The organism is Streptomyces sp. NPDC001828, assembly GCF_042892175.1.
In the GTDB taxonomy this organism is placed as follows: Bacteria; Actinomycetota; Actinomycetes; order Streptomycetales; family Streptomycetaceae; genus Streptomyces.
Map to the genome: position 1 here is coordinate 398,052 of NZ_JBIATV010000004.1, position 12,854 is coordinate 410,905.

Below are 12,854 nucleotides of genomic sequence, written 5' to 3' on the forward strand. Positions count from 1 at the left end.
AAGGGATACAGAGAACTCCCGTGAACACCTTCCGAAACCCCCCGTCGGTCGCGGCACCGCTCGCCGCGTACTCGCACCAGGCGGAGATCACCGGCCCGGTCCGGTGGCTCGTGATCTCCGGGCAGATCGGCATGGCCCCCTCCGGCGAGCTCCCCGAGGACCCGGTCGAGCAACTCGGCATCGCCCTGGACAACATCACGGCCAACCTCGAAGCGGCCGGAATGACCCACGACGACCTGGTCAAGCTGACGTTCTACTTCGCCGGCGAGGTCGATCTCCAGCGTCGGCGCCTGCGCCTGGCCGAGTGGTTGAAGGACCTGCGCCCCACCATGACCGTCATGACGGTGGCCGCCCTGGCCACGCCCGCGCTCCGCGTCGAAGTCGAGGCGCTTGCGTGCACCGAGGAAAGACCGGCCCCACAGAGGAGTGAGCAGCAGTGATCGTCCAGAGCACCCTGGAAGACGTCCACACCTTCGAGCAGCCGGACGGCTACCTCACGCACTACCGGATCTGGGGCACCGAGACCGCCGCGGACCTCGTGGTGATGCTGCACGGCGGCATGAGCCACTCGGGCTGGCAGGCCCCGCTCGGCGCCCGGCTCGCCGAACTCGACGACGACGTCGCCTTCGCCGCCGTGGACCTGCGCGGCTCCGGCCTCAACGCGGTGCGCGGGCACATCCCGGACGGTGAACTGGCCGTCGCGGACATCGCCCTGCTGCTCGGCAGCCTCAAGCAAGCGCGCCCCAACACCCGTATCCACCTGGCCGGTTGGTGTTTCGGCGCCCAGGTGGCGACGGTCGTGGCGGCCGGCCTCACCGACCGTGACGTGCTCGCGAGCCTGCTCATGGTCTGCCCCGGCTTCTTCTTCACCGACCGCTATTCGGACGTCCTCGACCGCTCGATCGACGCCGCCCTGGACGTCGTCGAGGAGCTCGGCCTCACCGTCGAGCGGGCACGCCCCTTCATCCAAGTTCCCATGCGCCCGGTCGACTTCACCGATCGCGCGGAGTGGCTCGCGGCGATCGACGCCGACGAGCTGAAGCTCTCGCACGTGACGGTCGGCACGATCGACGCGTGGGAGGAGATCGCCGTCAAGTCGGAGACGGACTACGGGCAGCTCGGCGCGCTGCCGGTGCGCGCGGTGTTCGCCACCCAGGACAAGCTCGTCGACAACGAGCGCGTACGCACCTTCCTCAAGAGCCACCCCGACCTGGAGACGCACGACCTCGACGCCGGGCACGCCGTCCAGTTCGAGCAGACGGAGGCGCTCACGCGGCTCTTCGCGGGCTTCGTGGCCGAGCTGAAGCGATGAGTACGGGAGTCGCGCGCTACCGCACGGTGCTCTCGACCCCCGGGGCGTGGGGGTTCTTCCTGCCCGGCATGCTCGCCAGGTTCCCGCTCGGCATGACGGGCCTCAGCATCCTGCTCTTCGTCTCCGCGACGCGGGGTGACTACGGCACCGCGGGCGCACTGTCGGCCGTCTCGGCGGTCGGGTACGCGGTGGCCGCGCCCCAACTGGCCCGCGTGGCCGACCGGGTGGGCCAGCGCAGGGTGCTGCTCGGCTGTGCGGTGCTGTGCGCGGTGAGCGGCAGCGCGTTCGTCGCGAGCGTGCTGAGCGACGCGATGCCGTTGTGGGTCCTGTTCGTCACGGCGGCGCTGACGGGCGCGGCGACTCCCGCGATCGGCTCGATGGTGCGGGCGCGCTGGAGCGGTCTGCTGGACGGCTCGTCCTTGAAGGGGACCGCGTTCGCACTGGAATCCCTGGTCGACGAGGTGATCTTCATCGTCGGCCCGGTCCTCGCCACCTCGCTCGCCGTCGCGGTGAGCCCGGCGGCGGGTCTGGTCAGCGCGCTGGTCCTGGTGTGCGGCGGCAGTCTCCTGCTCTCGCTCAGCCGGCGGACGGAACCGGAGCACAGGCCCGGAGAGAAGGCCGGAAGGAGCGCCCTGTTCCTCGGGCCGGTCGCCGTCGTCGCGGCGCTGAACCTCTGCTTCGGCGGCATGTGGGGCTCGATCGACATGGCCACGGTGGCGTTCTCCGGCGAGGAGCACCAGCGCTTCATGGCGGGGGTGCTCCTCGGGATCTACGCGATCGGCAGCTCCGTCGCGGGAATCGTGTACGGCGCGCGCGAATGGCCGGTCCCCCTCTCGAAGATCCTGTGGGCCTCGACCCTGATCATGACGCTCGGGATCCTGCCCATGCTCGTGGTCCACAGCTTCCTCGGCGCCGGCCTCGTACTCCTGCTGGCCGGGACGAGCTCCTGTCCGGCCATGATCGTGGCCATGATGCTGGTCGTGGACGGGGTGCCCGCATCCCGCCGCACGGAGGCGCTCGCCTGGCAGTCCACGGCCCTGTGGCTCGGGGTGTCCATCGGCTCCTCGGTGAGCGGCCACCTCGCGGACTCCCGGGGCGCTCAGGCCGCCTACGCCTTCGCGGCCCTCTGCGGCGGCGTCGGCTTCGTGACCGCCCTGGCCGGCGGCCGCCGGCTACGACCGCTACCGCCCGAACCCGTGGACGGCACCGCGGCTGATGACCGTACGACCCTTCCGGAACCTTCCCACTGAGTCAGGTACCCGATGACCTCCATCAGCACCACCTCATCCCCGGCCACCCCCACCACCGTCGCCACCGCCGCCTCCGAGCGGGTGGCCGACCGGATCGCCGCGAGGGCCGGTGACCCGGGCATCACGGTCCGCGAACGCGTCGCCCTGCGGACCTCCGATGCCGAGGTCACCTACGCCGAGTTGTCGGAGCGCGCGCAGAAGACGGCCGCCGAACTCTCGGCGCTCGGCGTCGGCGCCGGGGACATCGTCGGCGTACGGCTGCCGTCGGGACCCGGCGCGGTCGCCGCCATGCTGGCGTGCTGGCACGTCGGCGCCGCCTTCCTGCCCATGGACGCCTCGGCGCCCGACGCCCACCGCGACCACCTGCTGAGCCGCTCCGCAGCCCGTGCCGTCATCGATGGCGACGGCCCCAGATCCCTCACGGACGCGGCCCCATCCGCCACCGGCAGCCCGAAGGGCGATGACGCCTACGTCATCTACACCTCGGGCTCGACCGGAACCCCCAAGGGCGTGCTCGTCGGCCAGGACGCCTTCGCCGAGCACACCACCGCCATCGCCGACCTCCTCGAACTGCGCGACACCGACACCGTCCTCCAGTTCGCCGGGCTCGGCTTCGACGTCGCCCAGGAGGAGATCTGGCCGACCCTCGCCGTCGGCGGCACGGTGGCCTTCCTGGACTCCGAGGACCGGGCACTGGGCCCGGCGGAACTCGCCCGCCGGGTACGGGATCTGAACGTATCCGTACTCCAACTCCCCACCTCCTACTGGCGATTGCTCTGCGCTCAGATGCGGGGCACCGAGAGCCCGGGACTCTCCTTCGACGGCGTCCGCACCGTCGTGATCGGCGGAGAGGCCGCAGGCACCAAAGATGTCCACGCACACCGCGACGGACCGCTGGGCCACTGCACGCTGGTCAACGGCTACGGGCCGACCGAGACGGTGGTGACCTGCACGGCCTTCGTCCTGCGGGCGCACGAGCCGCTCCCGCCGACGGCCGGCCTGCCCATCGGGGGTCCGGTGGGGGAGCGGCGGCTCTACGTCCTGGGCGCCGATCGGCGCCCGGCCGCCGGTGACAGCCCCGGCGAGCTATGGGTCGGCGGGAGCCCGCTCGCCGAGGGCTACCTCAACGATCCGCAGCGTACCGCCGAACGCTTCCACGCCGACCCGTTCGGGTCGGCGTCCGGTGCGCGGATGTACCGCACCGGCGACCTGGTCCGTCGCCACCGGGACGGCACGCTGGAGTTCCTCGGCCGCCTCGACAACCAGGTCAAGGTACGCGGCTACCGGATCGAACTCGACGAAGTCGACCGGCACTTGACCGACACGCGAGGCGTCACGGCCGCCGCCGCGGTGGCACTCGACGACGGGACCGGGACCGGCGGACGGATCCTGGCCGCGGCGCTCGCCGTGACCGCGGGCGGTCCCACGGCCGAGGAGATCCGCGAGGACCTGCGCGGCCGTCTGCCCTCTCATCTGGTTCCGGGTCTCATACGCGTCCGCGACGCGCTCCCGCTCACCACCTCGGGCAAGATCGACCGCAAGGCCGTAGCCGCCGTACTCGCGGACGAGCACACGGCAGGGGAAGAGGCCGGGGCAGGGGTGCAGGTGCACGCCGACGCGGCGTCCGCCGGGATCGCGGCCGCGGACACCGCAGACGCCGACCTCACCCTGCTCCTCAAGCTGATACGCACCCTGCTGCGCGCGCCGGACTTCGGCCCCGACGACGACTTCCTGGCCCACGGCGGGGACTCGCTCGTCGCCCTGCGAGTGAGCGGCACACTGCGCGAACACGGACTGCGCCTGCGCCCGTCGGACCTCCTCACAGCGCAGGACGCACGGGCCGCGGCGGCCCGCATGGAGCGGTCCTGAAGCGGCGCACGGTGAATGAGGTACCAGCGATCGAACAGGGCGAGCGGCCCGGCTGTGCGACAGCCGGGCCGCAGACGACAGCCGCGTACCCACACGCCCGGGTCAACGCACAGCAGCACCGCCCGGCAGCAGCACCGCCCGGACAGAGACACGACAGCACGCGACAGCCGATTCGCCGGAGGAGAGAGTCATGACAGTCATGCCCGTCCGCGAGCAGCAACTGGCGGCCTGGATCGAGAGCGAGGAGTTCTCCTGCCTGGGCGCGAAGTCCGCACTGCGCCGCGAAAGCCTGCGCCAAGTCCACGTAGGGGTCATGGGTACCGAGAGCGCGACGGCCGAACTGCACGGCGCTCTGGCCGAGTTCGTCGAGCACGATCTCAACCCCGACCAGAACTTCGCGACGATCGTCGCCGTCTTCGAGGGCCCGCTCGGGCTCCCGGAGCGCGAGTTCCACGCACGACTGTGGAGCCAACTGACCGACCTGCACGCCTTCGACGCGGACCGCGGCTACGCCTGGGCGGAGGGCGCGGACTCGGATCCGGACTCCCCGAAGTTCGGCTTCAGCGTGGCCGGGCACCCGTTCTTCGTCGTCGGCCTGCACGAGAACGCGTCGAGGATCACCCGGCGCTTCCCGTTCCCCGCGATGGCCTTCAACTCCCACCACCAGTTCCGCAGGCTGGTGGACAACGGCGTGTACGGAGGCCTACAGCGCCGCATCCGTGAGCGCGAAACCCGTCTGCAAAACTCCATCAACCCCAATCTCGCCGAATTCGGCGAGTCCTCCGAGGTGCGCCAGTACTCGGGGATGCGCACGGACGCGCGGTGGCAGTGCCCCTTCGCGCCCCGGGACGGATCGGCCGAGGCGTCGAAGCCGGCCGCACCGCAGCCCGAGGCGTGAAAATCCCGCACGCCTCCGTCCTCAGCGTCAACGCCGGCCGGGCCCGCGCGGTGCCCTACACGGACGCCCCCGGCGGCGCGACGGGAATCGACAAGCAGCCGGTGGACGGACCGGTCCGGGTGGCCCCGGCGGGGCCACCCGGCGTCGGGGGCAGCGGAGTGAGCGGTGACGCCGTGTGCGACCTGCGCTTTCACGGCGGCGCCGACCGTGCCGTGTACGCCTTCGCCCGGGAGGACCTGGACGACTGGCAACGGGAGCTGAACCGGCCCTTGGCCAACGGATCGTTCGGCGAGAACCTGACCACCCTCGGCATCGATCTGCGCCACGCGCTGATCGGGGAACGGTGGCGGGTCGGCCCCGACGCCGTCCTCGAGGTGACCGGTGGCCGCATCCCCTGCCGCACCTTCGCCGGCTGGCTCGGCGAGAAGGGCTGGGTACGCCGATTCACCCGGGCCGCGTCCCCCGGAGCGATGCTCCGCGTCATCGAGGCGGGCGACATCCGCGCGGGCGACGGGCTCACCGTCATGCACCGCCCGGCCCACGACGTGACCGTCACCCGCCTGTTCCGCGCGGTGACCACCGAACGCGCGAACCTGCCCGACGTACTCGTGGCGGCCCCCTGGATGGAACGCGAACAACTGGAGATCGCCCAGCACTACACCGCCAAATACGCCATCCGTAACAGTCGCTAGGCCCGCGCGCCGGCACCCTCCTCTCCGGCAGCCGGGAGCAGCCGCCCGGTGCTCCTCGGCCGGCCAGGCCGCCGACGCGAAACCGGAAACCGGTGACGAGCGCGCGGACAGGGCTGCCGGGCCACACCACCCGGCAGCCTCGCGCAGTCCCCTCAACTACCGCCAACAGCAATTCACTTCGATCCAGCGTGCCGGGCGCGGGCTTGGCTGAAGTCGGCTGAAACCGCGGTAAGGCTGTGTTGAAACCGGCTGGGCGCAGTGTGTTCTCCAACGCGGCGGACAGTCGCCGCGGTGAGGCCTACGAGTCGCGGGAGTTCAGTCATCATGCAGAAGTTCGTCACCACCGCTCCGATCGTCGCCGTCCTGGACGTGCCGGCCGGGCGTATTCGGATCGTCGCCGCCGAGCGGGAGTTGACCACCGTCGTCATCGAGCCCGCCGATGCTTCGAAGGGCCGGGATGTGAAGGCCGCGGAGCGGGCCGTGGTCGCCTACGACAATGGCGTCCTGCGGGTCGGGGCGGGGCCGGCCGGGAGTCAGTACTTCGGGGCTTCGGGTTGCCTCGATGTGCGGATCGAGCTGCCGGCGGGGTCGCGTGTCGAGGGGAAGTCGGGTGCGGCCGAGCTTCGCACGGCCGGTCGTCTGGGTGAGGTCGGTTTCGACGGTGGGCAGGGCACGGTCGAGGTGGAGGAGAGCGCGGGTCTGCGGCTGACCGTCCATGCCGCGGACGTCTCGGTGGGCCGTCTGGCCGGGGACAGTGACATCCAGGTCGCCTCGGGTGACATCCACATCGCCGAGGCCCGGCACGGCACCCTGACGCTGCGTACCGAGTCGGGGAGGATCACGGTCGGCGCCGCTCATGGTGTCTCCGCCACGCTGGACGCGGGCACCTCCCACGGCCGTATCCACAACGCGCTGACCAACACCGAAGGCGGCGCGGCCGTCCTGAACATCCACGCCACCACCTCCAGCGGCGACATCACCGCCCGCAGCCTGTAGAGGGGAGGCAGCCAATGGCGTCAAGGTGTGGAGGCTTGAGAAAACAACACCGTCGGCGGCTGGCCCGCGCTCATCAGGGCCCAACTCCCCACCAGAAGGCCGGTGTTAGGACGGCCTCCTACAGAGCCGCGGCAGCGGGATCAGCCCGGCATCGGCCCGGGCATCCCCCTGCCGCGCACGACGCCCACGGGCCAGGCCATCAACAGCGCGGGGGAGGTCGCCGGCCCCCGCACCACTCGGTGACACCGGGCTGCGCATCGTGATCCATACGGCCGATCCTGGAACCCCGGACGCCGAACGCCTCTCTTCGCTGTCGGCCATGGGGGCATTCGCCGCGCGGTGAACGCCGGTCTGTAGCGTGTGCTGCCCCGGATGTCCGCCCGCCGGAACGCGTGTCCAGGGTCCGGAATCCGTGCGGCTCAGGCGGCCCGTTGGCGTCGTCGCGCATTTTTGCTCTGTAAGGAACGACTGTGAAGACATCTCGAATTTTGATCGTGGGAGCGGGCATCGCCGGTCTGGCGCTGGCCAAGGTTCTGCTGGAGCGCGGACTGGCGGTGGATGTCGTCGAGCGCCGCGCCGATGGCGCACCGGACCTCGGTGCCGGTCTGTACCTTCCGGCGAACGCCGTGCGAGCCCTTGAGGCCATCGGCGTGGGGGACGAGGTGGCCAAGTACGCCGCGCCGGTGACGCGGCAGCGGTTGCACGACCACCGGGGGCGGGTGCTGAGCGAGTTCGCGGTGGACCGGATCTGGGGTGACGTCGGCCCGTGCCTGGCGATGACCCGGGGCGAGCTGCACACGGTGCTGCGCGACGCCGTCGACGGCACCGCCGTCCGGTACGGCATCGAAGTGCGCGCCGTGACCGACGACGGGACCGTGACCTTCTCCGACGGCACCAGCAGCACCTACGACCTGGTGGTGGGAGGCGACGGCATCAACTCCGCCGTCCGGCGCTCCCTGTTCGGCGGCCCTGAGCCACGCTTCCTGGGCCAGCTCTGCTGGCGCTTCATCGCCGACGACACCGCGATCCCGGGACTCACCGACTGGACCGCGCGCCTGGGCGACCGGGGCCGGACGTTTCTGACGGTGCAACTCGGCGGCGGCCGCGTGTACTGCTACGCCGACATCAACAGCTCCGTTCCCACCCCTCCGGGCGGCGACTGGCGCACGCTGTTCGCCGACTTCGGCGGTCCGGTGGCCGCCCTCCTGGAACAGGGTGACGGTGCGCACTTCGCCGCGCTGCACGAGAGCGAGAACACGGCCTGGACCCGTCCGCACGCGGTCCTGATCGGCGATGCCGCCCATGCCTGCTCCCCGAGCATGGCCCAAGGCGGCGCGATGGCGCTCGAAGACGCCTGGGTCCTCGCCGACACTCTGGTTGCCGAGCCGGACGTCCCCACCGCCCTCGAAGCCTTCCAGGCCCGGCGTACCGAACGCGTCGCCTGGGTGCTGGCCCAGAACCACCGCCGGGACAAGGCCCGCAACCTCCCCACCCCGCTGCGCAACTTCACCCTGCGCCGGGTGGGAGAGCGGATGTTCAAGGCCAACCACGCCCCGCTGCACGAGTTTCCGTAAGCCACCTGGGGTACTTCCGCGTCACGGGTGACACTCCCGGGCCGAGGAGCCCGCTGCCGCACCAGGTGCCCGGCCTCCCGGACTGCTGTCCGGGAGTCGCGGGGGCCGGCTCATCGCTCAGCGAGGTCGGGACGTCGGCCCGCGCAGCGAGGCGATCGGCCCAGGCGTCGTCCCGCGACGTCCAGCCCGGCCGGGTAGAGGGCTGCGGCAGACTCGGGATCCAGCATGGGGAACCCAGTAGCGGGCGGTCATGGCTAGTCCCACAGCGGTAGCCCTGGTGCCGCGAGGTCGAAATCGATCAGGGCCGTGGCTCGACCGTCGCGGAAGACGACATTTTCCAGGCACACGTCGTTGTGACACAGCATCGTCCCGCCCTCCGGGTCGGCCAGTGCCCGGGGCCACGCGGCGCGGATGTCCACGGGGATGGCCGCGCCGGCGTCGTGCAGTCGTCGCAGCGGGCTTCCCACCGAACTCAGAGCGGTCTCCGCCATCGCCCAGCGTGGAAACGGCGGCAGGGCGACATCGCCGAGGATGTAGGTCAGCTGCTCGCGGCCGTCCTCGCTGAGCTGGAGCGGGGTCGGAGCCGCGTCGAAGCCGTGCTCCTTGAGTGCGCGGAGGTGGGTGTGCAGGGCCCGCGCAGTAGGCGGCGCCGGGCGCTCCACCAGGGAACCGCGACGGAAGACCCCTCCCGCGTTCGCCATCCCGCCACTCGGCGCCTCACCCTGACCCGCCCCCGCCCGTCCCGCTGAACCCCAAGCACGCTGCGATGAGAGCTGACTGAAGGGGCATCAGCTGACTGGGGCCCGCCATGGCTGCCGGAGGCACGGATGGGCCGGCCCGGGGTATTTGAATTCGGCCCCACAAGCGCCCCGGCACAACCAACCGGCCCAGAATTGCAGCCCCGCACCACGCACTTGGCCGGGAAGCGGCGGAACCCGGCCGAGGCGGCACTGCCGAAGTGCCATGTGCGGACAGTAAGTTGTCCCGGGGAAAATGGCCGTAGGTCCCGAGCGTGTGTGCCTTTCGGGCTCTTCAATGCGCGAACCTTTACTGGGCCTTGGGGTGGTGGGGCAACACATGTCACTTTTCATGGGCTGTTGTTGCCCACTCGCTTGAGTTGTCTGCACAACGCCCTTATGTTGCTGCTGTCTCACAGGAACAGACGCCCCGTCAGGGAGGTTCCCGGAGACCGCTGTTGTGTTGACGACATTCGGCACCCGGTCGGCTGTCCGACCGCAATTCTCCTTTATCCCTGCGTTTTTCTCGTCCTTTCGGTGGATCAGGCACCGGTCGAAAGGACCAGAGAGAGGACACATGATGGATCGACGAGCCTTCCTCCTGAGGTCGGCCACCGTCGCCGCAGGAGCTGCCATCGGCGTGAGCGGCATACCGGCGTCGGCCAGGGCGGCCGCGCCTCCGGGCCGGCTTGCTGCGGGCGGCTCGATCACGCGCAGCACCTGGATGTCCGCCATCGCCGACGACACGCCCATGCAGCGCATCACGATCCCCGGCACCCATGAATCAGGGGCCCGCTACCCGGGCCTCTCGGCAGGATTCGCCCAGTGCCAGAACGACTCGTACACGATCGCGGCCCAACTGCGCGACGGAATACGCTACCTGGACATCCGGTGCCGCAACTACAAGAATTCCCTGCTGATCCACCACGGGCAGGTCTATCAGCATGCGAGTTTCGAGGACTGTGTCCGGGACTGCCGCGACTTCCTGGCGGCCAACCCGAGCGAGACGGTCTTCATGCGGCTCAAGCACGAGTACCACAATGACGACGAGGGTGACGACGGCACCGACTCCGGATTCGTCGTACGGTTCGACGAGATCCGGCGGAAGTATCCGATCTTCCACGTCGAGGGTATTCCCACGCTCGGCAGGGCGAGAGGAAAAATCATTCTTCTGGGCAATGTCAGCGGGCTTCCGGGAACCGATTGGGGGAGCGGCGCCCTCAGCATCCAGGACGAGTACGACCTGTCGTCCCTGTACCCCGTCGACAACAAACTCAAGGCGGTGCGCGGCCACTTCGACACCGCACAGGGTGACAGCGGCGGACACACCCTGTACGTCAACCACCTCAGCGGCTACAGCAAGGTGCCGGTGCGCACACCCCACCAGATCGCCGTGGACGTGCTGCCCGAAGTCGACAAGGACCTGACGGAGCGGTCCCGTCGCACCCCGGGCGGGTGTCTGGGCATCGTCCCGATGGACTACGCGGACGAGGCGGGCAACCTCACCTGGCGCCTCATCCAGTGGAACCTCTTCGTCCCCGACCACACCACCCGCACCCTGACGATCGAGAAGGCCGAACTCCTCGGCTTCGACGACGGAACGACCGATCCCGCCGTCTACGGCACCATCACGCTCAGCGGCTCGACGGGGTCGAAGAAGATCTGGGACCGCAGCAGCCGGGCCGGCAGCCGGGCCGTCTTCCCCGGCTCGCGGGGCGAGTTCACGCTCGTCGACCCCGTCGTCGGGTCCACCGACGGCTTCACCATCGACGTCGACCTGTGGGACTACGACGCCAGCAGCGGCGACGACCAGGTCGCACAGGGGCGGATCGAGTGGAAGCCCGCGGAGGGGACCGGACGCTTCACCCGCACCCTGTACGGCGAGGACGACGGCCAAGTGGCCATCACCTACCGCGTCGGCTGACCCGTGAGACCGACTCCCGCCCGCATGCCGCACATCCCAACCGCCAGCCCCTGCCTCACCGGCAACTCTCAAGGACGCACGATGAAGTCACTCCGTTCGCCGCGGCACGCCGCCGTCGCATTCACCGCGTTCACCACGTTGGTCGCGGCACTCGGCGCCGCCGGCCCGGCGGCCGCCGCACCCGAGCAACCGGCCACGGACACCCAGACACAGGCATCACCGGACACACTGCGGGTGGTCAACTACAACACCATGCTGCTGTCCAAGTGGATGACCCTGGACAACAGCCAGTTCAACAACCAGGCCCGGGTCCGGGCGATGCTCGACAACGGTTTCCTCGACGGCCAGGACGTGGTGGTCCTGGAGGAACTGTTCAACGTGGACACCTCGAAACAACTCCTCAACGGGCTCTATGAAAAGGGGTACCGCTACCAGACCCGAGTCGTCGGCGCGTCGAAGTGGGACGGCACCCACGGACGCGACTGGGACGCCGAGCACATCAACGGTGGCGGTCTGGAGAACGGGGGAGTGGCCGTCGTCAGCCGCCACCCCATCGAAGTCGCCGAGCAGCAGGTGTTCGCGAAGGGGTGCGCGGCCGACAAACACGCGCAGAAGGGTTTCGCGTACGCCAAAATCAACAAGGGTGGACACGTCTTCCACCTCGTGGGCACCCACCCCCAGGCCACCGACAGCGGTTGCGGCACCCGCAAGGACGCCGCCGACGTACGCGCCACGCAGTTCGAGGAGATCGACCGGTTCCTGGCCGGCAAGGAGCAGCGCAACGAGGTCGGCGCCACCGAACCGGTGCTGCTGGCAGGTGACTTCAACGTGGACCGGGCCACACCCGAGTACGGCGACATGCTCGGGCGACTGCATGCCACCGACGGCCGACGCGGCGGCGAACCCCACTCGTTCGATCCTAAGAACAACGAGTTGGCCAAGATCCGCTACCCCGACGACCCGCCCGAGGACCTCGACTTCGCCCTTCAGCGGCAGGGTCACGCACAGCTCAAGGACTGGGCCGGCGAGGTCGTCCGGCCCCGCGCCGGCTCCGCGATCACCGTGGAGGGCCGTACCGGGCCGGGCGGAATCTTCGTCAAGGACCAGGTGCGCGACCTCAGCGACCACTACGCCCTCGCCGCCTCGGGCCGGTTCCCCGAGCAGACCGGGCAGCCCTGGAAACTCCGGGTCGACAACGTACGGATGACCAAGGGCGACGAACAGGACGGGACCGGCGACGACCTCTACGGCGACGTGACGGTCAACGGGCACTACGTCTGGTCCGTCGCCCGGAACCGCTCCTTGGACGACAAGAAGTTCCCCTACGACCTGCCATCGGTCGCCCATGACTACCTGACCAGCGGTGACGGCCGCTTCAGCCTGCGCGCCCACATCGTCGACAACGACGGAGTCGGGGACGACGTGCTGGTCGACCAGACGATCTCCTGGGACGCGGCCAAGGACACCTCCGGCACCCACACCACCACCGTGACCGGCCCCTACGGAGCCGCAGAGATCACGTACACCGTCGAACGCGCTTGATTTTGAAGGGTGTTGACTCTCCCCCTTGTCCCCTTCCCGCTCGCCCTGCTCTCCTCGTCC

At 69.9% G+C, this 12,854-nt stretch carries 10 protein-coding genes and 1 pseudogene; 10 read left to right on the forward strand and 1 reads right to left on the reverse strand.

The window, feature by feature from the left end:
- The first annotated feature begins 20 nt into the window (after positions 1 to 20).
- The 8 genes from ACFYZA_RS16045 (at position 21) to ACFYZA_RS16080 (ending at position 8,591) form a co-directional block, all read left to right on the forward strand.
- The gene (locus tag ACFYZA_RS16045; RefSeq protein ID WP_382585421.1) at positions 21 to 440 is read left to right on the forward strand and encodes a RidA family protein; all 420 of its coding nucleotides are present in this window, start codon (positions 21 to 23) and stop codon (positions 438 to 440) included.
- Positions 437 to 1,312 (forward strand): alpha/beta hydrolase, encoded by an 876-nt coding sequence (locus ACFYZA_RS16050; protein WP_388490904.1) that lies wholly within the window; start codon positions 437 to 439, stop codon positions 1,310 to 1,312. The genes ACFYZA_RS16045 and ACFYZA_RS16050 overlap by 4 nt, the downstream gene beginning before the upstream one ends.
- A complete protein-coding gene (locus tag ACFYZA_RS16055) occupies positions 1,309 to 2,562 on the forward strand; it encodes an MFS transporter (RefSeq protein ID WP_382585427.1) in 1,254 nt (417 codons plus the stop codon). Before ACFYZA_RS16050 ends, ACFYZA_RS16055 begins: the two co-directional genes overlap by 4 nt.
- Positions 2,563 to 2,574: 12 nt before the next feature.
- The gene (locus tag ACFYZA_RS16060) at positions 2,575 to 4,431 is read left to right on the forward strand and encodes a non-ribosomal peptide synthetase (protein ID WP_388490906.1); all 1,857 of its coding nucleotides are present in this window, start codon (positions 2,575 to 2,577) and stop codon (positions 4,429 to 4,431) included.
- 190 nt (positions 4,432 to 4,621) lie between these two features.
- Complete coding sequence (gntA, locus tag ACFYZA_RS16065) at positions 4,622 to 5,329, forward strand: guanitoxin biosynthesis heme-dependent pre-guanitoxin N-hydroxylase GntA (RefSeq protein WP_388490909.1); 708 nt, start codon at positions 4,622 to 4,624, stop codon at positions 5,327 to 5,329.
- 2 nt (positions 5,330 to 5,331) lie between these two features.
- Complete coding sequence (locus tag ACFYZA_RS16070) at positions 5,332 to 6,021, forward strand: MOSC domain-containing protein (protein WP_388491020.1); 690 nt, start codon at positions 5,332 to 5,334, stop codon at positions 6,019 to 6,021.
- A 324-nt stretch (positions 6,022 to 6,345) separates the two neighbouring features.
- On the forward strand, positions 6,346 to 7,017 hold the full coding sequence (locus ACFYZA_RS16075; protein ID WP_388490911.1) for a DUF4097 family beta strand repeat-containing protein: 672 nt from the start codon (positions 6,346 to 6,348) through the stop codon (positions 7,015 to 7,017).
- 470 nt (positions 7,018 to 7,487) lie between these two features.
- Positions 7,488 to 8,591 (forward strand): FAD-dependent monooxygenase, encoded by a 1,104-nt coding sequence (locus ACFYZA_RS16080; protein WP_388490914.1) that lies wholly within the window; start codon positions 7,488 to 7,490, stop codon positions 8,589 to 8,591.
- A gap of 167 nt (positions 8,592 to 8,758) precedes the next feature.
- Here the strand turns inward: ACFYZA_RS16080 and ACFYZA_RS16085 are convergent.
- Positions 8,759 to 9,292: pseudogene (locus tag ACFYZA_RS16085) on the reverse strand (aminoglycoside phosphotransferase family protein); the annotation flags it as partial.
- Between the two features lie 676 nt (positions 9,293 to 9,968).
- Between ACFYZA_RS16085 and ACFYZA_RS16090 the strand changes: the two are divergent.
- Together ACFYZA_RS16090 and ACFYZA_RS16095 are read left to right on the forward strand one after the other, a co-directional pair.
- Complete coding sequence (locus tag ACFYZA_RS16090; protein ID WP_388490917.1) at positions 9,969 to 11,252, forward strand: phosphatidylinositol-specific phospholipase C; 1,284 nt, start codon at positions 9,969 to 9,971, stop codon at positions 11,250 to 11,252.
- An 81-nt stretch (positions 11,253 to 11,333) separates the two neighbouring features.
- Positions 11,334 to 12,794, forward strand: coding sequence for a sphingomyelin phosphodiesterase (locus ACFYZA_RS16095; protein WP_388490918.1), 1,461 nt, complete (start codon positions 11,334 to 11,336; stop codon positions 12,792 to 12,794).
- The last annotated feature ends 60 nt before the right edge of the window (positions 12,795 to 12,854 follow it).

Bases quoted from the DNA above. Each gene is read 5' to 3' on its own strand.
- ACFYZA_RS16055 (WP_382585427.1), top strand. From the start codon at position 1,309: ATGAGTACGGGAGTCGCGCGCTACCGCACGGTGCTCTCGACCCCCGGG.
- ACFYZA_RS16060 (WP_388490906.1), top strand. From the start codon at position 2,575: ATGACCTCCATCAGCACCACCTCATCCCCGGCCACCCCCACCACCGTC.
- gntA (WP_388490909.1), top strand. From the start codon at position 4,622: ATGACAGTCATGCCCGTCCGCGAGCAGCAACTGGCGGCCTGGATCGAG.
- ACFYZA_RS16075 (WP_388490911.1), top strand. From the start codon at position 6,346: ATGCAGAAGTTCGTCACCACCGCTCCGATCGTCGCCGTCCTGGACGTG.
- ACFYZA_RS16095 (WP_388490918.1), top strand. From the start codon at position 11,334: ATGAAGTCACTCCGTTCGCCGCGGCACGCCGCCGTCGCATTCACCGCG.